Below are 21,378 nucleotides of genomic sequence, written 5' to 3' on the forward strand. Positions count from 1 at the left end.
ACGCCCTCCTTCCTGTCATTGTCCGCGAGATCGACCCACCCGTCGTGAGATCGACCCTCGGTGGGTCGGTCTCACGACGGGCAGGTCGATCTCGCGGGTGGTGTCACTCGGGGCCGACGACGCCCACGCGGGCGGCGCGGACGACCCGCTCGCCGATCCGGTAGCCGGGCTCGACCACCATCGCGACGGTGGTCGCCGTCGCCTCGGGGTCCACGTTGTGCATGAGCGCCTCGTGGACGTTCGGGTCGAACTCCTCCCCGACGGTGCCGAACCGCTCGACGCCGAACCTCGCCAGCGACGCGTCGAGCTTCTCCGCGATGGCCGCCATGGGCCCGGACAGCTCGGCGTGCTGCTTGGCGCGCTCGATGTCGTCGAGCACCGGCAGCAGCGCCGCGAGCACGTCCTGCGTGCCCTGGGTGCGCGCCGCCTCCTGGTCGCGCAGCGACCGGTTGCGGTAGTTCGTGAACGACGCCCGCTCGCGCTGCAGCGCGTCCAGGTGCTGCGCCGCCTCCGCCTTGGCCTGGAGGACCTCGGCGCTCTCGGCGGCCTCGCCCTCGGGCTCGAAGTCGAGCGCCGCGAGCGGGTCGGAGCTGTCGGGCGTGCCCTGGTCGCCGGCGGCGCCGGACGCATCCCGGGCCTCCCCGGACGTCGGGTCGACCTTCCGCTTGTCCGTGAACTGGAACGGGGTCTCCCCCGAGCCCTCGGGCTCGGGGGTCCCCTGCGTGTTCTCGTCCGTCACTTCTTGTCGTCCTCGTCGTCGACGATCTCGGCGTCGACCACGTCCTCGTCCGGGGCGGACGTCGCGCCCGCCGCGGAGGCGGCGTCGTCGTCGGCGGCCTCGGTGCTGCCCGCGGCCTGCTCCTGCTCGGCCGTGGCGTAGAGCGCCTGGCCGATCTTCTGCGAGGACGCGCCGAGCTTCTCGTACGCGGTCTTCACGGCGTCGGCGTCCTCGCCCTCCAGGGCGGTCTTGACGCCGGCGATGTCGGCCTCCACCTCGGTCACGACCTCGGCGGGGAGCTTGTCGCGGTTGTCCGCGATCTGCTTCTCCATCGAGTACGCGAACGCCTCGGCCTGGTTGCGGGTCTCCGCCTCCTCGCGACGCTTCTTGTCCTCGGCCGCGTGCTCCTCGGCGTCCTTCACCATGCGGTCGATGTCCTCCTTGGGGAGGGCCGACCCGCCGGTGATCTTCATCGACTGCTCGGTGCCCGTGCCGCGGTCCTTGGCGGACACGTGCACGATGCCGTTCGCATCGATGTCGAAGGTGACCTCGATCTGCGGGACGCCGCGCGGCGCCGGGGCGATGCCGGTGAGCTCGAACGTGCCCAGCGGCTTGTTGTCGCGGGTGAACTCGCGCTCGCCCTGGAAGACCTGGATCGCCACGGACGGCTGGTTGTCCTCCGCCGTGGAGAAGATCTCGCTGCGCTTGGTCGGGATGGCCGTGTTGCGCTCGATGAGCTTGGTCATCACGCCGCCCTTGGTCTCGATGCCGAGGGAGAGCGGGGTGACGTCGATGAGCAGCACGTCCTTGCGCTCGCCGCCGATGACGCCGGCCTGCAGGGCCGCGCCCACGGCGACGACCTCGTCCGGGTTGACGCCCTTGTTGGGCTCGCGGCCGCCGGTGAGCTCCTTGACGACCTCGGTCACGGCCGGCATGCGGGTGGAACCACCCACGAGCACGACGTGGTCGATGTCGGAGACCGAGATGCCGGCGTCGCGGATGACCGCGTGGAACGGCGCCTTGGTGCGGTCGATCAGGTCCTGCGTCATCTGCTGGAACTGCGCCCGCGTGAGCTTCTCGTCCAGGTGGACGGGGCCGTTCTCGCTCATCGACAGGTACTGCATCGACACGTTGGTGCTCGTCGCGGACGAGAGCTCCTTCTTGGCCTGCTCGGCCGCCTCACGCAGACGCTGCAGGGCGATCTTGTCCTTGGACAGGTCGACGCCCGCGCTGTTCTTCACCTGCTTGATGAGGTGGTCCACGATGCGCTGGTCCCAGTCGTCGCCGCCGAGGCGGTTGTCGCCGGACGTGGCGCGCACCTGGATGGTGGAGAAGTCGTCCTCGTCCTTGCCGACCTCGAGGAGCGAGACGTCGAACGTGCCGCCGCCCAGGTCGAAGACCAGGATGAGCTCGTCCTCCTTGCCCTTCTCCAGGCCGTAGGCGAGGGCCGCCGCGGTGGGCTCGTTGACGATGCGCGTCACGTTGAGGCCCGCGATCTGGCCGGCGTCCTTGGTCGCCTGGCGCTCGGCGTCGTTGAAGTACGCCGGGACGGTGATGACCGCGTCGGTGACGGGCTCGCCCAGGTACTCCTCGGCGTCACGCTTGAGCTTGCCGAGCACGCGCGCCGAGATCTCCTGCGCGGTGTACTTCTTGTCGTCGATCTCGACCGACCAGTCGGTGCCCATGTGGCGCTTGACCGACGAGATGGTGCGGTCGACGTTGGTGACCGCCTGGCGCTTGGCCACCTCACCGACGAGGACCTCGCCGGTCTTGGAGAACGCGACGACGGACGGCGTCGTGCGCGACCCCTCCGCGTTCGCGATGACGGTGGGCTCGCCGCCCTCCAGGACGGCGACCACCGAGTTGGTGGTACCCAGGTCGATACCGACTGCTCGAGCCATGTGTGCTGCCTCCATGCGTACGTCCGGGCGCCTGTGCGCCCGAGGTTGAGTCAACTGCACTCAACGTAAATCTCGGCGTCGCCGCCTCGCAAACCGCGGGCGCCAAAGTTGAGTCTGCATGGCTCAACCTTGCTCGGGGCGTCGATATTCCCCCAGGTGGCCCCGGCTGTTCGCCGTGAGCGAACAGCCGGGGCGGAGGCGCTGGGCGGACGGCCGCTCAGATCAGCTCGACGCGGTCGGCCTGCGGCCCGCGGTCGCTCTGGCGCACCTTGAAGCGGACCCGGTCGCCCTCCTCCAGGAACTCGCCGCCCTGCACGACCGACACGTGCACGAACAGGTCCGCGCCCCCGGCGTCGGGGGTGATGAAGCCGAAGCCGCGGTCCGCGTCGTAGCGCGCGACGGTGCCCTCGCCCCCGCGCACCGGACCGCCGGACGCCGCGGGGCGACCCGACCGGCCGCGGTCCCCCCGGTCACGGTCACGGTCACGGTCGCGGTCACGTCCCGAGCCGCGCACGAGGCGCACGTCGCGGGCGTTCGGGCCCTTGTCCCCGTCGACGACGTCGAACGTCACGCGGGCGCCCTCGGACAGGCCGGTGAGGCCCGGGCCCAGCGCGTTCACGTGGACGAAGACGTCCCCGCCGCCCGCGTCGGGCGCGATGAACCCGAAGCCCTTGACGTCGTCGAACCAGGACACGGTGCCGTCCCCGCCGTCGGACGACGGCGCCGCCGCCTCCGACGCGAGCGGCAGCAGGTGGTCCGCCTGCGGCCCCTTCTCGCCGTCGACGACGAGGAACGCCACGCGCTGTCCCTCGGAGATCACGCCGCCGGTGACGATGGCCGAGCTGTGCACGAAGACCTCGCCGCGGCCGCTGTCGGGCGTGACGAAGCCGTATCCCTTGGCCGGCTCGTACCAGTTCACGGTGCCGAGCACGCCCACGGGCGCGTCGGCGGCCCGCTCACCCGTGACGCGGACGCGGCGCGCCTGCGGGCCGCGGTCGCCCTCGCCCACCTCGAACTCGACGGCCTGTCCCTCGCGCAGCTGCTTCGGCCCGTCCTCGCCGAGGATCTCGGACGCATGCACGAACAGGTCCTCCGCATCGTTCCCGAGGTCGATGAAGCCGAACCCTCGGTCGGCGTCGAACCATCGGACTGTTCCCTGGGGCACCTGGTACTCCTCGTCTTGGCAGATAGTGCTCCCCCCAGTGTCGCGCGGAGTCGGGTCACGACGAGAATCAGGGGGTTGACCCGCGACGAGGCGGCGGCGTGGATCGCCTGGAACGAGCAGAGCTACGTCCACCCCGACAACGCCGCGTCGCTGCAGGTCGCGGAGAAGCTCGGCATGCGGCACGTCGCCGACGACACCACCGGAGCCGTCCCCGTCCGCACCGTCATGGGCATGGACCTGGGCCCGCTCGCCTGAGCACCTCCGCGCCCTCCCCGGCGGCCACCGCTCAGAGCGCCTTGCGCATCTGCTGCGTGACGACGGCGTACCCCGCCGAGTCGTAGAGCGCGACGGCCGCGGCGTTGCGCCCGAAGACGTTCAGCTCCAGAGCCGTGGCGCCCGCCTGCCGGGCGGCGTCCTCCGTCGCCTCCAGCAGGGCACGACCCAGGCCCTGGCCTCGCCGCGACTCGACGACCTCGATGTCGTAGAGGAACGCGATGCCCGGCAGGCCCTGCGGCGGGTCCAGCGCCACCCAGGAGCGGCCGACCGGTGCGCCGCCGGCGTCCACGGCCAGCCGGACGAGCATCCGCTCCGTGGCCGGCCCCTGCGGCAGGAGCCGCGCCGACTCGTCGCGGGCGCGCCGTACCGCTCCCTCGTACGGCCACCGGCCCGCGGCGACCTGCTCCGCCGCGTAGTCCGCGGCCAACCCGTCCTGCCACTCGTCGAACTCGGCCGGGGTCATCGGGCGCAGCGTCACCGTCGTCATGCGGAGCATGCTGGCACCGTTCGCCCGTCGACGTAGGTCGTCGACCGCTACGGTCAGGGCATGCCCTCCCCTGTCCCGGCCCGGAGCGGGCGTCTGCGCGTCGACGACGGCAACGAGCTGTACTACGAGGCAGTGGGGAACCCCGCCGGGCCGGCCGTGCTCTGGCTGCACGGCGGCCCGGGGAGCGGGGCGGGCGACGCGCACGGGCGACGGATCGACCCCCTCGTGCAGCAGTCGATCGCGTTCGACCAGCGGGGGTGCGGGCGCAGCCGACCGCTCGCCACGGAGCGCCTCGACCTGCTCGACCGCAACACCACCGCGGCCCAGATCGAGGACATCGAGGCGCTGCGCCGCCATCTCGGCGTCGAGCGGTGGACGGTGACGGGCGCCTCCTGGGGCGCCACCCTGGCGCTCGCCTACGCCCAGGCGCACCCGGACCACGTCACCGGGGTCGCGCTGTTCGCCGTGACGAACACCTCCACGGCCGAGGTCGAGTGGATCACCGAGGCCATGGGCCGCGTCTTCCCCGAGGAGTGGGAACGGTTCGCCGGTGCCGTCGACCGCGCTCCCGGGGAGCGCGTCGTGGACGCGTACGCCCGCGCGACGCGCGACCCGTCACCCGACGTCCGCGCCCGAGCGGCCGAGGCCTGGGGCCGGTGGGAGGACGTGCACGTCTCGCTCGGCCCGGGGTGGCGGCCCGACCCGCGCTGGCAGGACCCGCCCGTCCGCGACGTGCTGGCCACGCTCGTCACCCACTACTGGTCGCACTCCGGCTTCGGCGGGGACGAGATCCTGGGCCGCATGGACCGCATCGCCCACCTGCCGGGCGTGCTGATCCACGGCCGGCACGACGTCTCCAGCCCGCTCGTGACGGCGTGGCGCGTCCATCGCGCCTGGCCCGGCAGCGAGCTCGTCGTGCTCGGCGACGGGCACGGCGGCAGCGACTCGGTCCGGGAGCTCGAGCGCACGATCGCCCGGCTCGCCGTCGACCGGCCGTAGCCCGCTCGTCCGTCCGGTCGGTCGGTCGTCCACCGGTTCGCCGGTGGGGTCGCGGGCAGCGACGGCGCTGAGCCGCTCGACGATGCCGTACGGTCGGCGTCGATGACCGAGTTCTGGCGTGACGCGGCGCTGCCGCAGCTGGAGGCGCGGCGGTCCTGCCAGGACGCCGCGTGCTACCGCCCGCACTCGCACGACCGGTTCTCGGTCGGGCTGATCGACGCCGGCACGACGACGTTCACCGGCGCGGACGGCGGCCCTGTGCCGCTCGCGGCCGGCGACGTGATCCTCGTCCCCGCCGGGCACGTGCACTCCTGCAACCCGGACCGGGGCCGCTGGGAGTACGGGATGATCCACGCCGACCAGGACTGGGTCGCGGGACTGCTGCCCGCCGGGTCGGCCGCCCTCCTGACGGGAATCACCGTCCTGCGCGCCCCCGACGCCTACCACCGGGTGCGCGCCGTGGAGGACCTGCTGTTCGCGTCCGGCGACGGGAGCCCGGTCGACGGCGGGCGGGTCGCGGAGGCCTTCCGCCACGCCCTGCGGGCGTGCGCGACGACGTCGGCGCACCTCCGGATCGATCCCGTCACGGACGACGCGCTGCTGGAGCGCCTGGGCCCGGTTCTCGCCCGGCTGCACGAGGACGCGTCGAACCCGGCCCTCGACGAGCTGGCCGCCGTCGCGGGGATGGACCGGTACGCGCTGGTGCGGACGATGAAGCGGGCGACCGGGCTCACCCCGGTGGCATGGCGCCACAACGACCGGGTCACCGCCGCGCGGGCGATGCTGCGCGCAGGCAGACCGCTCGCCGAGACCGCCCACGCGCTCGGGTTCGCCGACCAGAGCCACTTCCACCGGGTGTTCCGGGCCCACGTGGCTGCCACGCCCGGCGCCTACCGGCGCTGACGCCGCGGCTGCCCCGCAGCCGCTCGGCCCCACCGCCGGCGATCCACACGTGCGCAATCTCGTTCAAGACCATCACGGTGCGCCTCGCCCAGCCTGGGGCGCATGGAGCAGTTCCTCGCCGTCGCCGTCGCGCACTTTCTCGCCCTGCTGATCCCCGGGGTCGACTTCTTCCTGATCGCCCGCACCACGATGACCAGCGGCTGGCGCAGCGCGAGCGGCGCGTGCGTCGGGATCGCCTGCGCGAACGGCGTCTTCGTCGCCGGGGCGTTCGCCGGGCTGTCGGTGGTCACGAGCCCCGCGGTGCTGCTGGCGGTCCAGGGGGCGGGCGGCGCGTTCCTCGTCGTCATGGGGGTCGCGTTCCTGCGCGCCCCGGTCGACGTCGACCTGGCCGCCGGGGCCTGGGGCGGTCCCGCCTCGTGGACGCGCAACCTCGGTCTCGGCCTCGCGTCCGGGCTCCTCAACCCGAAGAACGCGCTGTTCTACGTCAGCCTCGCGGCCACCCTCACCGCCGCGTCCGCCGGCGCCCGCGTGTTCTACGGCGCCTGGATGGTGGCCGTCGTGCTGGCGTGGGACCTGTTCGTCGCCGTCGCGCTGGGCTCCGAGCGGGCGCTCGCGCGCCTGGCCCGCCTCCTGCCGTGGCTGACCCGGGCGGCCGGCGGTGTCCTCGGGCTGCTGGGGCTCGGGATGATCGTCACCCTCGCCGCGAGCCTGGTGGGGTGAGCCGCCCCGTCAGTCGTCGACCGGTTCGCCGGTGGGGTCGTTGCCGACGACGGCGTCGAGCCGCTCGCCTCCGACGGGCTCCCGCCGCCAGTCCACCAGCCGCCAGCCGGACGCCGGGTCGCCCTCGACCTCGATGAGGCCGGTGTTGGCGAGCGGGGTGTGCGCCAGCTCCTCGACGTCGAGGCCGCGGACGCGCGCGCCGGACCACGAGCGGATGGCGGCGCCGTGCGAGACGGCGAGGACGACGTCGTGGTGGTCCGCCGCGAGCGCCGCGACGGCGTCGTCGAACCGGGCGAGGAACGCGTCGCCGTCGGGCCCGCCGGGCATGCGCCGCGACCGGTCGCCGCGCGACCAGGCGAACACGGTCTCGAGGTAGGTGTGGTGGTCGTCGAGGTCCGCCGACATCTCGAGGGAGCCGGCCTCGACCTCGCGCAGCCCGTCGAGCACGGTGGGGCGCAAGCCGCGGGCACCGGCCAGGGGGCCGGCGGTGAGCGACGTCCGCAGCAGCGACGACACGGCGAGCGCGTCGATCCGCCGCTCCTGCAGCGCGGCCGGCACGGCGGCCGCCTGCTGCTCGCCCAGCGGGGTCAGCCCGGGGCCGGGCGCCCCGGTGTCGAGCAGGCCCGCCACGTTGGAGGGGGTCTGGCCGTGTCGCAGCAGGAGGAGACGCATGACCCCAGGGTTTCATCCCGGGCGACCTCGGCCGTCAGTCGAGCACCGCGGTGGCCTCGACCTCGACGAGCACGTCGGGCTCGAAGAGACTCTCCACGCCGACGAGCGTCGCGGGCGGCCACGGCTGCGGGATGCCGAGCTCCTCGACGACCTCCTCGATCCCTGCCGCGAGATCGCCGTACTTCTCCGGCTGCCAGCCCACCACGAGGAAGCGCAGGCGGACGACGTCGTCGAACCCTGCGCCCGCACCGGCGAGACCGCGGGCGGTGTTGCGCAGGGCCTGCGCGACCTGCCCGGCCAGGTCGTCGGCGGCCACCGGCCGCCCCTCGGCGTCCCGGGCGACCTGCCCGGCCACGTGCACGTGGCGCGCGCCGGTACCGACGGCGACGTGGTGGTACGGGACGGGCTGGAACATGCCGGGCGGGGTGCGGAGGTCGACGGTCATGGCGGGTCCTTCCGGTGGTGCGGGCAGGTATCCGATGTCTACCTGGTCGCCTCAGGCCACTTCAACGAGACTAGGTGTCGTGCACGAGACCGCCCCCGCCGCCCTGACGCCCGCCCACCGTGAGCTCCTCGACCAGGTGCTCGACAAGTGGTCGCTGCAGGTGCTCGAGTCGCTCTGCGAGCGTCCGCAACGGTTCAACGAGCTGCGCCGCAGCGTCCCCGCCGTGACCCAGAAGTCGCTCACCGCGACGCTCCGGCGGCTCGAGCGCAACGGCATGGTCGAGCGGACGCTCCTCAGCTCGCGCCCGGTCGCCGTCGAGTACCGCGTCTCGGCGCTGGGCAGCACGCTCCAGGACCTCGTCGACGCCCTGCTGGCCTGGTCCACGTCCGTCCTGCCCGACGTCGAGACGGCTCGCGCCGCCTTCGACGAGCCCGAGCCGGACGCGGCGCCCCTCAGCCGCTGACGGCGGCGACCGGCATCTCGGCCGTCGCCCGCGCGCGGACACCGAGGGTCCGGGCAGCCAGCAGCCCGACGACGGCGGCCGCGACCTGCACGACGCCGGTCGCGACCAGCGCGGGCCCCGCCCCGACCCATCCGATGACCGCACCGCCGACGAGCAGCCCCAGCGACGCGCCGCCCGAGTGCAGCACGGTCTCCGCCGTGAACGCGGCCCGCCGCTCGGGCCCGGAGGTCCGCTCGCTGATCAACGCGTTGAGCGCGGCGATCCCGAACGGCGTCGCCAGGCCGCCGACGGCGGACACGAGCGCGACGCCCGCCAGGCTCGGCACCACCGCCGGGAGCGCCGCGAACGCCAGGCCGAGCACCGCCCACGTCCCGACCGCCGTCGCGAGGCGCGGCAGCCGGTCGACGACCAGCGGCGCCACCAGCGACGCCAGGACCGACGTCGCGCCGTAGCCGCTCATCCCGGCCGCGACGAGCGCGCCCGGCATCCCGTGCTCCACGCCGAGCACGGCCAGCCCGAGGGTGAAGCCGAACCAGCACAGGCCGCCGACGCCGGCCGCGACGACGCCCACCGCGACCTGCGGGTGGGCGCGCAGGACGGCGAGCACCGGCGTCGGCCCCGCCTCGCTCCGGCCGGTCGTGCGCGCGCCCGCCCGCGGGACACCCAGCATCGCCGCGGCCCCGACGAGGACGACGGCGGCCTGGCACCACAGCAGGGGTTCCGCGCCCCACGCCACGACCAGCCAGGCGCCAAGCGGGGGCGCGAAGATCATCGACACCCGGTGGGCGAGGTCCTGCCACGCGAGCCAGCGGGCGGCCGTGCCGCCCGTCCCGTCGGCGTCGTCGTGCCCGGCGTCGTCGTGCCCGGCGTCGGCGAGGTCGGCGACGAGGGCGCGCTCCGCGGGCCCGAGCAGCGCGCCGGCGACGCCGGTCACCAGGCCCGATGCGCACAGGCTCACCGCGCCCACGTGGCCGACGAGGGCCGCGACCGGCACGATCGCGAGGCCGGCGGCCTGCACCAGCATGACGACGGCGAGGGCGCGCCCGGACACCAGCCGCTCGCGCAGGCCGCGTCCCCACCAGCCGACCGTCAGCAGCGGCAGCCCGGACATGCCGCCCACGAGGCCGGTGGCCCACGCCTCCCCCGTCTCGGCGAGGGCGACGAGCGGCAGCGCGACGGCGGTGACCCGCGCACCCACCCAGGTGAGGAAGGTGATCGCGGTGAGGATGAGGAGGGGACGACGCATGCCTCGATCTTCGGCGGCCAGCAGCGGCGTCGGTAGACGGCGACCCGGGCGTCTCGCTCATACGCTGGAGGCATGACCTCTCGTCTGACCGTGGAAGACCTGCAGCTCGCCGAGGCGGTCGCACGGCACGGCTCCGTGGGCGCCGCTGCGCGCGAGCTGCTCGTCGCGCAGCCGTCCGCGAGCCGCCGTCTGGCCACGCTGGAGCGGCGCCTCGGCACGCCCCTGTTCGACCGCGACACCACCGGGGCCCGACCCACCCCGGCGGGCCGGGAGCTCGCGCGCCTGGCCGCGCGGTTCCTCGCGGAGCTGGACGCCCTGCCCGACCAGGTGCTCGCCGCCGTCGCCGCGCCCACCCTGTCGGTCGGCACCATCCAGGCGCTCAGCCCGATGGTGCTGACCGCCGTCGAGCTCGAGCTGCCCGAGGTCACGATCCTGCCGGAGGTGGACCACGGACCGAACCTCGTGCGGCAGGTGCACGAGGGCACCCTGGACGCCGCGATCGTCACCGTCGCGGAGCAGATCGTGGTGCCGCGCGGCCTGCAGCGCACACCGCTGGGCGAGTCGCCGCGCGTCGTCGTGCTGCCCGACGGCGCGGCCCCGCTCGCCGAGGGCAGCCGGCCGTTCGCGGGCCGCACGGTCGTGTACAGCCTCATCGACCTGGCGGGCGAGGCCACGCACCGGCGGCTGTCCGCGCTGGGCGCCGTCCCGCGCCGCGGCCCCACCACCGAGGCCACCCTCCGCATCGCGCGCGAGCTGGGCTGCCCCGCGCTCATGCCCGAGCTCACCGCCCGCTGGTACGCCGCGCCGGGCGACCGGGTCGTGCCGTCGCCGGTCCCCGGGACGGTGCGGGTCACGCTCGTCACCCGCACCCCGCGGCCCGCGGCCCTGACCGACGCGCTGCCCCGCATCACGGCGCGCGTGCTGGGCGACGACCGGTCACCGAAAGAGCCCGCAACGCTCTGACCCGAGCCGGACATGACCCCGTCGTCACCGTCTCCCTGCCGAAGGGCCACCGATGCCAGCCCCCGAACCGCCCGACCACGAGGCGCGCTTCACCGCGCTCTTCGAGGCCACCCACCGCGCGCTGCTCGCCTATGCGGTGCGGCGCGTCGCCGATCCCGCGGACGCCGCCGACGTCGTCGCCGAGGCCTTCCTCGTCGCCTGGCGGCGCATCGAGGACGTTCCCTCCGGGACCGACGCGCGCCCATGGATGTTCGGCGTGGCGCGCCGCGTCCTGGCGAACCACCACCGGGGCACGAGGCGCCGCCTCGCCCTCGCGGACCGCCTGCGGGCCGAGGTCGTCGAGGCGGTGGCGCCGCCCGGTGACGGCGACGTCACCGACGTCGAGCGGGCGCTCGCGCGCCTCGGCGACGAGGACCAGGAGCTGCTGCGGCTGGTCGCCTGGGAGGAGCTGGCACGGGACGAGATCGCCCTCGTGCTCGGCGTCTCCCGCGCCACGGTGCGCGTCCGGCTGCACCGCGCCCGGCGGCGGCTGGCCGACCAGCTCGCCGCCCTCGCCGCGTCGGACGACGTCCCCCGCGTGCGGCGCACCGAGCCGGCAGAGCAACGCACCGACGCGGCCGGACAGGTGATCAGCAGGTGGGCACCAGCCCGCCCCGGAACCGAGGAGGCCTGATGAGCGACCTGATGAAGCGGCTGGGCGCCGCGGACCCCGCCCGCCGGGCGGACCTCGAGGCCGTCGACGAGGCGGCGTTCGCCGCCCTGCGCGAGGAGATCACCATGACGAGCACCGACGGCGCGACGGCGCCGACCCTCCCCACCGCCGACGGACCGCTCCCCCGGCGCCGGCGGCTCGGGCGCCGCGGCGCGGTGGCGATCGGTCTGGCCGCCGTCCTCACCGGCGGCGGCGTCGCGTACGCGGCGATCCAGGCGTTCCAGGGCTCCAGCGGCGAGGGCGTCACCTGCGTGCACGTCTGGGACGAGGACACGGCCGAGGGGCTGAACCTCGACGCCGCCGGCTCGTGGATCACCGGCGACCCGTACGCCGACTGCACCACGCTTCTCGCCGCGGAGGGGCTGCCACCGATCGACGACCCCGTCGCCTTCGCGTGGGACGGCCAGACGATCGTCGCGCCCGCCGACCAGGTGCCCGAGGGCGTACAGCGCCTGGAGGGCACGCGGGCGGTCGAGGGCGGCGTCGTCGAGCTGCAGCGGAGCGTGGCCGACACGGTCGACGGCGGCCGGAGCGGGTGCCGCACGGTCCCCGAGGCCGTCGCCTGGGCGGAGGGCGAGATCGACCGGCTGGGCCTGCAGGACTGGACGGTGGTCACGCCGGAGTCCGACCCGGCGCCCGACGCCGAGCCCGGCGCCGTGCCGTCGTGCTCCGACGGCGAGGTGCACGCCGGGGACCGGCAGATCGTCCTCTTCGCGTCCGACGACCCGTTCGAGCAGCTCCACGGCCCCGGTGACGACCCGACGATCGACGCCCTGCGCGAACGGATCGTGGACGAGTGCGTCCCGCTCGACGAGGCCCGTGCCGTCGTCGACGAGGTGTACGCGGACGAGGAGTACGAGGTGCCGACGACCGAGGTGGTCGACGACGGCGCCGCGTGCGCCCGCGTGGACCTCGTCGAGGGCGGCATGACCGAGGCGTTCGTGTATGGGCCGGGCTCGGTCTCCTGAGCGACCCGATCGCCCGGTGGCGCCGCTGCCGGCTCAGCGCAGCCGGTAGCGGCGCTCGGGGCGCCCCGCGGTGCCGTAGTTGAGGCGCACCGCGGCGCGCCCCGCCGTCGCGAAGTGCTCCAGGTAGCGGCGGGCGCTGACCCGGCTGACGCCGACGGCGTCGGCGCACTCGGTGGCGCTGAGCTCCGCGCCGTCCGCGAGCGCGGCGAGCACGGCGTCCGCCGTCTCCTGGCTGAGGCCCTTGGGCAGGGGCTCGCGCGGCGTCGCCTGCGGCGGGCGGGCGAAGACCGCGTCGATGTCGGCCTGGATGTCGGCCGGGCTGCCCGCGACGCCGTCGTCGTCCAGCCCCTCCAGCGCGGCGCGGGCGCGGCGGAACTCCTGGAGGCGCGCCGTGAGGTCCTCGGACGCGAACGGCTTGACGAGGTAGTGCGCCGCCCCGCCGGCCGCGGCGGCGCGCACCGTGTCGGCCTCGCGGGCGGCGGTGATGACGATGACGCCGAGGTCGTGGCCCGCGGCGCGCAGGCGGCGCAGCACCTCGATGCCGCTCATGTCGGGCAGGTGCACGTCGAGCAGCACGAGGTCGGGGCGCAGGGCCTCGACGGCGGCGAGGGCGTCGGCGCCCGAGTGCGCCTCCCCCACCACCCGGAACCCCGGGACCCGTTCCACGAAGCGGCGGTGGATGGACGCGACCATGAAGTCGTCCTCCACCACCAGCACGTCGAGGCTCACGCCTGCTGCACCCCCTGCTCGGTCCGTCCGGTGCCCGTGACGGCCTGCGGCAGGCGTGCGATGAACACGGCCCCCTGGCGGTCGCCGCCGCCCTCACGAGCGCCGCCATTGTGCACCGTCACCTGCCCGCCGCGGCGCTGGGCCAGCACGTGCACCAGCGCGAGGCCCACGCCCCGGCCGGTCGCGCCGTGCGGCTTCGTGCTCCAGCCGCGCCGGAAGATCGCGTCCGCCTCCTCGGGCGGCACGCCGCGACCGGTGTCCGCGACCTCGACGAGGACGTCGTGCGCGGGCCCGTCCAGCGCCAGGCGCACCCGCACCATGGCCGGCCCCGTGACTCCGTGCGCGTCCGGGCCCGCGGCCCACGCCGCGGCGTCGACGGCGTTGTCCACGAGGTTGCCGAGCACGGTGCCCACGTCCGCGGACAGGTCCGGGTCGAGGCGCGGCAGCGCGCTGCCCGGGTCGACGACGAGCTCCACGTGCCGCTCGTCCGCGAGCGCCGCCTTGGCGATGAGCAGCGCCGCCACCGCCGGGTCGGCGACCCGCGTCGTCACGACGTCGCTGAGGTCGGCCCGGCGCCGCGTGATCCGCTCGACGAACCGCCCCACCTCGTCGTACTCCCCCAGCTCGATCAGCCCGGAGACGGTGTGCAGCTGGTTGCTGAACTCGTGCGTCTGCGCGCGCAGCGTCTCCGTGACGCTCTCGCGCGCGTGCAGCTCGCTCTGCAGCGCGAGCAGCTCGGTGCGGTCGCGCAGCGTGGTCACCGTGCCGGCCGGGCGGCCGTCGTGCAGCACGCGGCGGCGGTTGAGCACCAGCACGGTGTCGCCCGCGACGAGGACGGCGTCGTGCACCTCGTCGGTGCCGCGCAGCAGGTCCAGGACGGCGGCGTCGAGGCCCAGGTCCTCCAGGCGGCGCCCGGTCGGGTCGGGCGCGCCGGCGGGGATCCCCAGCAGCTCGCGCGCACTGTCGCTCATGAGGCTCACGGCGCCGTCGTCGCCCACGACGACGACCCCCTCGCGGATCGAGCGCAGCACGCCCTCGCGGTGGTCCGCCAGCGCCGCGATCTGCGCGGGCTCCAGGCCGCGCGTGCGCCGCTTGACCAGGCGCGCCAGCAGCCACGACCCGGCCGCCGCGAGCGCGGTGCCGATGCCGAGCACGACGAGCACGTCACCGCCGGCGTCCGAGAGCCGCTCCGTCAGCGGCGGGTACGGGTCGGCCAGCACGACGACGGCCACGGGGTGCGGCGTCTCGCCCCCGTAGACCGGCACCCACGCGGCGATCGACCGGCCGTCGACGTCGTCCACGTCGCCACTCCCCGCGACCTGGCCGGCGTCGGCCGGCAGCGGGAGGTGCTCCCCGGCGCGCGTGGGGTCCGTCGCCACGACGATGCGGCCGTCCAGGTCGGTGACGTAGGCGTTGCGGGCGTCGACGAAGGCCGCGCGGGTCTGCAGGTAGAACGCCAGCGCCTGCATGTCGGGCGCGTCGGCGGCGAGCGTCGCCTGCACCGCCGGGATGCCGGCCAGTCCCTCCGCGGCCACCTCGAGGCGGTCCGCGCGGTCGTCCCGGTACGCGGCGTCCGCCTGCCCGAGGAAGACGACGGCGGCCGCGGCGACCACCACGAGCAGCACGGCGAGCTGCAGCGCCAGCACCTGACCGCCGAGCGTCAGGTGCCGCCGGGTGCCCCGCGAACCTCGTGACCGCAAGTTCCACAACCTCCTTTGGTTGCCCAATGATGACGCGCCCCACGGTCGCCTGTGACGATCTCACCCGGGGCACAGCCGCCCCGCAGCACCGACAGTCTGGAGTACCCGGTGTCGACGACGACATCCCGCCGACGACGCGGCCTGCGCACCGCCGTCGCCGCCGCCCTCGCCACGACCCTCGTGGCGGCCTCCGCCGCCTGCGGCGTCACGCGCGGCGACGACTCGACCGACCTCGACATGTGGATCCCCAACAGCCCCGGTGGCGGCTACGACCAGACCGGCCGAGCCGCCGTCGGCGTGCTGGACCGCGACGACATCACCGGCGGCGACATCCAGGTCACGAACATCCTGGGCGCGGGCGGCTCGGTCGCCATGTCGCGGCTCATGGGCGAGGCCGGCAACGAGCGGCTCATGATGACGCTCGGGCTCGGCGTGGTCGGCTCGACGTACTCGTTCGGCGTGGACGCCCGCCCGCACGACGCGACCCCCATCGCCCAGCTCATCGAGGAGCAGGAGGGGGTGCTGGTCCCCGCGGACTCGCCGTTCGAGACCGTCGACGACCTGGTCGCCGCGTGGGAGGAGGACCCCGGGTCGGTCGTGGTGGGCGGCGGGTCGTCACCCGGCGGCCCCGACCACCTGTTCCCCATGCAGCTCGCCAAGGCGACCGGCGTCGACCCGAAGGACGTGCGGTACGTGTCCTACGACGGCGGCGGCCCGCTGACCAGCGCCCTGCTGGGGCACAAGATCCAGGTCGGGTTCTCCGGCCTCGCCGAGTTCGAGGGGCAGATCGAGGCGGGCGAGCTGCGCGTGCTCGCCGTCTCCGGCGAGGAGCGCGTCGCCGGCGACGCCTTCGCCGACGTCCCGACCCTCACCGAGTCCGGCATCGACCTCGTCTTCACCAACTGGCGCGGCGTCGTCGCCCCGCCCGGCATCAGCGACGAGGCGCGCGACCGGCTCATCGACTACCTCACCCGCATGCACGACTCGCCCGAGTGGGAGCAGGCCCTGGCCGACAACGGCTGGACCGACGCCTTCGCCACCGGCGACGACTTCGAGCAGTTCCTGCGCGAGCAGGACGAGCGGGTGTCGACCACCCTGAAGGAGCTGAACCTGCTGTGAGCACCGAGGTGGAGACCCCCGGCACGGGGCCGGCCGGCGAGGAGCCACGAGGCCCGGGCGCCCCGCGCGTCGACGCCGCCCAGTACGGGCTGGCGGCCGTGCTGCTCGCGGTCGGCGCGTACACCGTCTACGACGCCGCGACCCTCGAGGTCGGGTTCGCCGACCCCGTGGGCCCGCGCATCTTCCCGTTCGTCATCGGCGCCGGGCTGGCGGTGACCAGCGTGCTGCTGGCGGTCGCGACGGCACGCGGCTCGCGCCCCGAGCCGGAGGCGGGCGAGGACGTCGACGTCACCACCCCCGCCGACTGGCCCACGGTGCTGAAGCTGGTCGGCGTCATCCTGCTGACCGTCGCCACCGTGAGCTGGCTGGGCTGGGCCCTCGCCGGCGCGATCCTGTTCGCCGGCTCCGCGTGGGCGCTCGGTAGCCGCACGGTGATCCGCGACGTGCTGGTGGGCCTCGTGCTCGCCGTCGCCAGCTGGTACGGCTTCGTCGTCGGGCTGGGCATCCCGCTCACCCCCGGCGTCCTCGACGGGATCCTGTGAGGCTCTGATGGACAACCTCGGACTGCTGGCGGACGGCCTCGCCGCCGCCCTCACCCCCATGAACCTGCTGTACGCCGCGGTGGGCGTGCTGCTCGGCACGTTCGTCGGCGTGCTGCCCGGCATCGGGCCGGCGATGGCGATCGCGCTGCTGCTGCCCGTGACGTTCGGGCTGGAGCCCACGCAGGCGTTCATCATGTTCGCCGGGCTGTACTACGGCGGCATGTACGGCGGGTCGACGACGTCGATCCTGCTCAACACGCCCGGCGAGTCCGCGTCGGTGATGACCGCGCTGGAGGGCAACCTCATGGCGCGGGCCGGGCGGGGCGCGCAGGCGCTGGCGACGGCCGCCGTCGGGTCGTTCGTCGCCGGCACGATCGGCACGCTGCTGGTCGCGATGTTCGCGCCCGCGCTGGCCGACGTCGCCGTCGAGATCGGCGCGCCGTCGTACTTCGCCCTCATGGTGCTGGCGCTGGTCATGACCGCGACCGTGCTGGGGGCCAGCCCGCTGCGCGGCCTCATGTCGCTGTTCGTCGGCCTGACGATCGGCCTGGTGGGGCTGGACCTCAACACCGGGCAGCCGCGCCTCACGTTCGGCGTCCCCCAGCTCGTGGACCGCCTCGACATCGTGGTCGTGGCCGTCGGCATCTTCGCCCTCGGCGAGGCCCTGTGGGTCGCGGCGCACCTACGCCGCAAGCCCGCGCGGGTCGTGCCGGTCGGGCAGCCGTGGCTGGGCCGCGCGGACCTGAAGCGCTCCTGGAAGCCGTGGCTGCGCGGCACGGCGTACGGGTTCCCGTTCGGCGCGCTGCCCGCCGGCGGCGCCGAGCTGCCGACGTTCCTGTCGTTCGTCACCGAGCGCAGCCTGGCGAAGCGCGGCGTGGCCAAGCGGCGGGCGGACGCGAAGGACGAGTTCGGCCGGGGCGCCATCGAGGGCGTCGCCGGCCCGGAGGCCGCGAACAACGCATCGGCCGCGGGCATGCTCGTGCCGATGCTGGCGCTCGGCCTGCCCGTGACGGCGACCGCGTCCGTGATGCTGTCCGCGCTGCAGGGGTACGGCATCCAGCCCGGCCCGCAGCTCATGACCGAGCACGCGGACATGGTGTGGACGCTGCTCGCCAGCCTGCTCATCGGCAACCTGCTGCTGCTGGTGCTCAACCTGCCGCTCGCGCCGCTGTGGGCGCGGCTGCTGCGCATCCCGCGGCCCCAGCTGTACGCGGGCATCCTGTTCTTCGCCTGCCTCGGCGCCTACGCCACCAACCTCGACCCGTTCGACATCGCCCTGCTGCTGGTGTTCGGCCTGCTCGGGATGGCGATGCGGCGGTTCGGGCTGCCCGTGCTGCCGCTGATCCTCGGCGTCATCCTCGGGCCGCTCATGGAGACCAAGCTGCGCGAGGCGCTCACCATCTCCGGCGGCGACCCCGCCATCTTGTGGAGCGAACCCCTGGCCATCGCCATCTACGCGGTGCTGGCGCTGGTGCTGCTGACGCGGCCGCTGCTGTCGCGGTGGCGGAACAGGACCGAGTCGCGGATCGTCGCGGAGGCCGAGACCGAGCTGGAAGGGAGCACGCGATGAGCGAGCAGGAGCAGACCCCGCCCCCGGCCGGCGGCTGGGTCGTGGTGGCGTGGACGCCCGACGAGTTCGGCGACGCCGCGCTGGAGCACGCGATCGCCTGGGCCGCCGAGGGTGCCGCCGCGGGCGGGCGCGGAGTCGCCGTGGTCAACGGCACCCGCGGCGACGCCCTCGTGGACGAGCGGTTCGCCGCCCCCGCCGGGCTCGCCGACCTCGCCGAGCGCCTGCGGGGCACCGGGCTGCCGCACGTCGTGCGGCAGGAGATGGGGCGCGACGTCGCGGAGCAGGTGCTCGACGTCGCCGCGGAGCTGTCCGCGCGCCTCGTCGTCGTGGGCCTGCGGCACCGCAGCCCCGTCGGCAAGCTGCTCATGGGCTCCGTCGCGCAGCGCATCCTGCTCACCGCCGCGTGCCCCGTGCTCGCCGTGAAGCCCGGGGAGCAGCCCGCCTGATCCCCGTCGCGCGCGAGCCGCGGCACCGGTAATGGCTCAGTAACGGCGCCTCCTTAGCGTGCAGGACACCCTGCACCTGCCCTCGAGGAGCGCACACCGATGCCCCTGCCCCGACCGCCCCGGCGCCGACGCGCCACCTGGGTGGCGGCCACGCTCGCCGCGGCCGCCCTGCTGACCAGCCCCCTGACCGCCGTGGCCACCACGACCACGGACACCGACGGCCCGAAGGTCGACGCCGCGCTCTCGAGCGCCCTGAAGGGTGGCAAGGACGCCACCTTCTTCGTCGTCCTCAAGGACCAGGCCACCCTGTCCGCCCCGCGCGCGAAGCGGTCGCACGCCGCCCGTGCGAAGGCCACCTACACGGAGCTGCGCGCGCACGCCGCGGCGAGCCAGAAGTCCCTCACGGCCTACCTGGACTCCCAGAAGGTCGGGCACGAGGACTTCTGGATCGCGAACACCGTCCAGGTCACCGGCGACGCGGACCTCGTCGCCGCGCTGGCGAAGCGCTCCGACGTCGCGACGGTCGTCAAGGAGCAGACGTACCACCTCGACGAGACCGAGGCGACGCCCGCGGGCGAGGTCACGACGGCGCTCGCCGAGGACGGCACCCCCGAGTGGGGCGTCGCCGACATCAACGCCGACGACGTGTGGGCGGACTACGACGACCGCGGCGAGGGCATCGTCATCGCCAACGTCGACTCCGGCGTCCAGTACGACCACCCGGACCTCGTGGCGAACTACCGCGGCAACAACGGCGACGGCACGTTCACGCACGACTACAACTTCTACGACCCGACGGGCACCTGCACCGACGCCGCCCCCTGCGACAACAACGGGCACGGCACCCACACGATGGGCACGATGGTCGCGAAGAACGGCATCGGCGTGGCCCCGGACGCGACGTGGATCGCCGCCAAGGGCTGCGAGGCGAAGTCGTGCTCGGACACCTCGCTGCTCAAGGCGGGGCAGTGGATCCTCGCCCCGACGGACGCGGAGGGCAAGAACCCGCGCCCCGACCTGGCGCCGAACATCGTCAACAACTCGTGGGGCGGCGGCCAGACCGCCTTCTACCAGGAGATCATCGAGGCCTGGAACTCCGCCGGGATCTTCGAGGCGTTCGCCGCCGGCAACTCCGGCGACGGCGCGACCTGCTCCACGACGGAGGCCCCGGGGGCGCTCGCCCCGGCCTACGGCGTCGGCGCGTACGACGCGACCGGCACGATCGCGGACTTCTCCGGCTTCGGGCCGTCGCTCGTCGACGGCTCGGCCAAGCCGAACATCTCCGCCCCGGGCGTGAACGTCCGCTCCACGTGGCCCGGCTCGTCGTACCTCGCCGAGAACGGCACGTCGATGGCGACGCCGCACGTCGCAGGCGCCGTCGCGCTGCTGTGGGCCGCGGCCCCGTCGCTCATCGGCGACATCGACGCCACCCGCGCCCTGCTGGACGAGGGCGCGCGCGACGTCGACGACACCCACTGCGGCGGCACCGCCGGCATGAACAACGTGTGGGGCGAGGGCAAGCTCGACATCCTCGCGTCGGTCGACCTGGCGCCGCACACGGCCGCGACGCTCACCGGCACCGTCAAGGACGAGGCCTCGGGCGCCCCGCTGCGTGGCGTCACCGTCACGGCGACCAACGGCACCACCGGCGCGCGCACCGTCCTCACCGGGGTCGACGGCTCCTACCGCCTCACCCTGGCGGCGGGCACCTACGACCTCGCCCTCAGCGGCTACGGGTACGCACCGAAGACGATCACGGGCGTCGAGCTCGCCGTGAGCGCCACGGCGACGAAGAACGTCGACCTCGTCGCGACGGCCAGCCACCCGGTCACCGGCACCGTGCTCGACGTCACCGGGGCGCCCCTCGCCGGCGCCACCGTGGAGCTCGCCGGCACGCCGCTGGACGCGGTCACCACCGGGGCCGACGGCACGTTCTCCGTCCCGGCCGTGGCCGAGGGCGACTACGCGCTGACCGTCGAGCCGGCCGACCCCGTGCTCTGCAACGGCGACTCCCGCACCGACCTCACCGTCGACGGGCTCGAGACCCGCACCGTCCAGCTCCCGGCGCGCTCCGACGTGTACGGCAACAGCTGCACCCCCGCGGACTACTCCTGGGTCAAGGGCACGGACACGGTCGCGCTGAGCGGCGACGAGGACGCGGCGACGATCTCGCTGCCGTTCTGGGTCAGCCTGTACGGCGTCGACTACTCCAGCGCGTCCGTCACGACGAACGGCCTGGTCAACTTCCTCGCGCCGCGCCTCGGCGACTACGAGAACACGGCCCTGCCGGAGGCCGCCGCACCCAACGGCATCGTCGCCCCGTTCTGGGACGACCTGACCCTGGACAAGAGGTCCAGCGTGCAGACGGCCGTCAAGGGCAAGGCGGGCAAGCGCACCTTCGCCGTCGTGTGGAACAAGGCGAAGCTCGTCTCGGACGACAGCCGGGTCACCTTCGAGGTCCTGTTCGACGAGGCGTCCGGCGACGTGACGTTCCAGTACCAGACCGTGCCCGGCGCGGGCGCCTCGGCCACCGTCGGCATCGAGGACCAGGCCGGCTCGGACGCCCTCCAGTACTCGTTCGGCCAGCCCGTCCTCACGGACGGCTCGGCGATCCGCATCGCACAGGGAGACTGA

The 21,378-nt window shown here is 74.5% G+C and carries 22 protein-coding genes; 13 read left to right on the plus strand and 9 right to left on the minus strand.

The features are described 5' to 3' along the window. Positions 1-103: 103 nt before the first annotated feature. From grpE to ABZ493_RS03995, 3 genes are all read right to left on the minus strand, one after another. On the minus strand, positions 104-739 hold the full coding sequence (gene grpE / locus ABZ493_RS03985; RefSeq protein WP_430580881.1) for a nucleotide exchange factor GrpE: 636 nt from the start codon (positions 737-739) through the stop codon (positions 104-106). Then, positions 736-2,619, minus strand: coding sequence for a molecular chaperone DnaK (gene dnaK / locus ABZ493_RS03990; RefSeq protein ID WP_430580882.1), 1,884 nt, complete (start codon positions 2,617-2,619; stop codon positions 736-738). The genes grpE and dnaK overlap by 4 nt, the downstream gene beginning before the upstream one ends. Before the next feature lie 217 nt (positions 2,620-2,836). Further along, a complete protein-coding gene (locus ABZ493_RS03995) occupies positions 2,837-3,784 on the minus strand; it encodes a cold shock domain-containing protein (RefSeq protein WP_430580883.1) in 948 nt (315 codons plus the stop codon). A 75-nt stretch (positions 3,785-3,859) separates the two neighbouring features. Here ABZ493_RS03995 and ABZ493_RS04000 point away from each other — a divergent pair, with 75 nt between their 5' ends. Continuing rightward, on the plus strand, positions 3,860-4,039 hold the full coding sequence (locus tag ABZ493_RS04000) for a hypothetical protein (RefSeq protein ID WP_430580884.1): 180 nt from the start codon (positions 3,860-3,862) through the stop codon (positions 4,037-4,039). A gap of 31 nt (positions 4,040-4,070) precedes the next feature. On the opposite strand, the gene ABZ493_RS04005 is transcribed toward ABZ493_RS04000, so the two are convergent. Continuing rightward, positions 4,071-4,556, minus strand: a complete 486-nt coding sequence (locus ABZ493_RS04005; RefSeq protein ID WP_430580885.1) for a GNAT family N-acetyltransferase — start codon at positions 4,554-4,556, stop codon at positions 4,071-4,073. A gap of 51 nt (positions 4,557-4,607) precedes the next feature. On the opposite strand from ABZ493_RS04005, the gene ABZ493_RS04010 reads away from it, so the two are divergent. From ABZ493_RS04010 to ABZ493_RS04020, 3 genes are all read left to right on the plus strand, one after another. Next, positions 4,608-5,546: an alpha/beta fold hydrolase gene (locus ABZ493_RS04010; protein WP_430580886.1), complete on the plus strand. Its 939-nt coding sequence runs from the start codon at positions 4,608-4,610 to the stop codon at positions 5,544-5,546. A 102-nt stretch (positions 5,547-5,648) separates the two neighbouring features. Beyond that, positions 5,649-6,449 (plus strand): AraC family transcriptional regulator, encoded by an 801-nt coding sequence (locus ABZ493_RS04015; protein WP_430580887.1) that lies wholly within the window; start codon positions 5,649-5,651, stop codon positions 6,447-6,449. A 102-nt stretch (positions 6,450-6,551) separates the two neighbouring features. Beyond that, a complete protein-coding gene (locus tag ABZ493_RS04020; RefSeq protein WP_430580888.1) occupies positions 6,552-7,169 on the plus strand; it encodes a LysE family transporter in 618 nt (205 codons plus the stop codon). Between the two features lie 9 nt (positions 7,170-7,178). Here ABZ493_RS04020 and ABZ493_RS04025 read toward each other — a convergent pair whose 3' ends face one another. Together ABZ493_RS04025 and ABZ493_RS04030 are read right to left on the minus strand one after the other, a co-directional pair. Further along, a complete protein-coding gene (locus ABZ493_RS04025) occupies positions 7,179-7,841 on the minus strand; it encodes a histidine phosphatase family protein (RefSeq protein WP_430580889.1) in 663 nt (220 codons plus the stop codon). A gap of 34 nt (positions 7,842-7,875) precedes the next feature. Further along, complete coding sequence (locus tag ABZ493_RS04030; protein WP_430580890.1) at positions 7,876-8,286, minus strand: Rid family hydrolase; 411 nt, start codon at positions 8,284-8,286, stop codon at positions 7,876-7,878. Positions 8,287-8,365: 79 nt separating this feature from the next. Between ABZ493_RS04030 and ABZ493_RS04035 the strand changes: the two genes are divergently transcribed. After that, a complete protein-coding gene (locus ABZ493_RS04035) occupies positions 8,366-8,749 on the plus strand; it encodes a helix-turn-helix domain-containing protein (RefSeq protein WP_430580891.1) in 384 nt (127 codons plus the stop codon). Here the strand turns inward: ABZ493_RS04035 and ABZ493_RS04040 are convergent. Continuing rightward, positions 8,739-9,995, minus strand: coding sequence for an MFS transporter (locus ABZ493_RS04040; RefSeq protein ID WP_430580892.1), 1,257 nt, complete (start codon positions 9,993-9,995; stop codon positions 8,739-8,741). The two genes, ABZ493_RS04035 and ABZ493_RS04040, sit on opposite strands and share 11 nt — an antisense overlap. Positions 9,996-10,067: 72 nt before the next feature. On the opposite strand from ABZ493_RS04040, the gene ABZ493_RS04045 reads away from it, so the two are divergent. From ABZ493_RS04045 to ABZ493_RS04055, 3 genes are read left to right on the plus strand one after another with little or no spacing between them, the layout of a single operon-like run. Further along, positions 10,068-10,958: a LysR family transcriptional regulator gene (locus tag ABZ493_RS04045; protein ID WP_430580893.1), complete on the plus strand. Its 891-nt coding sequence runs from the start codon at positions 10,068-10,070 to the stop codon at positions 10,956-10,958. Between the two features lie 52 nt (positions 10,959-11,010). Then, a complete protein-coding gene (locus ABZ493_RS04050; protein WP_430580894.1) occupies positions 11,011-11,631 on the plus strand; it encodes an RNA polymerase sigma factor in 621 nt (206 codons plus the stop codon). Beyond that, positions 11,631-12,638: a hypothetical protein gene (locus ABZ493_RS04055; RefSeq protein ID WP_430580895.1), complete on the plus strand. Its 1,008-nt coding sequence runs from the start codon at positions 11,631-11,633 to the stop codon at positions 12,636-12,638. Before ABZ493_RS04050 ends, ABZ493_RS04055 begins: the two co-directional genes overlap by 1 nt. Before the next feature lie 33 nt (positions 12,639-12,671). Here ABZ493_RS04055 and ABZ493_RS04060 read toward each other — a convergent pair whose 3' ends face one another. Both ABZ493_RS04060 and ABZ493_RS04065 read right to left on the minus strand, forming a co-directional pair. Then, positions 12,672-13,367 (minus strand): response regulator, encoded by a 696-nt coding sequence (locus ABZ493_RS04060; protein WP_430580896.1) that lies wholly within the window; start codon positions 13,365-13,367, stop codon positions 12,672-12,674. Next, positions 13,364-15,067 carry an ATP-binding protein gene (locus tag ABZ493_RS04065; RefSeq protein ID WP_430580897.1) on the minus strand — a complete coding sequence of 568 codons (1,704 nt, stop codon included), beginning with the start codon at positions 15,065-15,067 and terminating at the stop codon, positions 13,364-13,366. Before ABZ493_RS04065 ends, ABZ493_RS04060 begins: the two co-directional genes overlap by 4 nt. A 51-nt stretch (positions 15,068-15,118) precedes the next feature. Here ABZ493_RS04065 and ABZ493_RS04070 point away from each other — a divergent pair, with 51 nt between their 5' ends. The 5 genes from ABZ493_RS04070 to ABZ493_RS04090 all read left to right on the plus strand — a co-directional run bounded on the left by ABZ493_RS04070 (position 15,119) and on the right by ABZ493_RS04090 (position 21,378). Then, positions 15,119-16,186, plus strand: coding sequence for a tripartite tricarboxylate transporter substrate-binding protein (locus tag ABZ493_RS04070; protein WP_430580898.1), 1,068 nt, complete (start codon positions 15,119-15,121; stop codon positions 16,184-16,186). Next, positions 16,183-16,728 (plus strand): tripartite tricarboxylate transporter TctB family protein, encoded by a 546-nt coding sequence (locus ABZ493_RS04075; protein WP_430580899.1) that lies wholly within the window; start codon positions 16,183-16,185, stop codon positions 16,726-16,728. The genes ABZ493_RS04070 and ABZ493_RS04075 overlap by 4 nt, the downstream gene beginning before the upstream one ends. 7 nt (positions 16,729-16,735) lie before the next feature. Beyond that, positions 16,736-18,298, plus strand: coding sequence for a tripartite tricarboxylate transporter permease (locus ABZ493_RS04080; RefSeq protein WP_430580900.1), 1,563 nt, complete (start codon positions 16,736-16,738; stop codon positions 18,296-18,298). After that, a complete protein-coding gene (locus ABZ493_RS04085; RefSeq protein ID WP_430580901.1) occupies positions 18,295-18,744 on the plus strand; it encodes a universal stress protein in 450 nt (149 codons plus the stop codon). The genes ABZ493_RS04080 and ABZ493_RS04085 overlap by 4 nt, the downstream gene beginning before the upstream one ends. A gap of 99 nt (positions 18,745-18,843) precedes the next feature. Next, on the plus strand, positions 18,844-21,378 hold the full coding sequence (locus tag ABZ493_RS04090) for a S8 family serine peptidase (RefSeq protein ID WP_430580902.1): 2,535 nt from the start codon (positions 18,844-18,846) through the stop codon (positions 21,376-21,378).

Source organism: Isoptericola sp. NPDC019482, from assembly GCF_040632295.1.
Taxonomy (GTDB): domain Bacteria; phylum Actinomycetota; class Actinomycetes; order Actinomycetales; family Cellulomonadaceae; genus Isoptericola.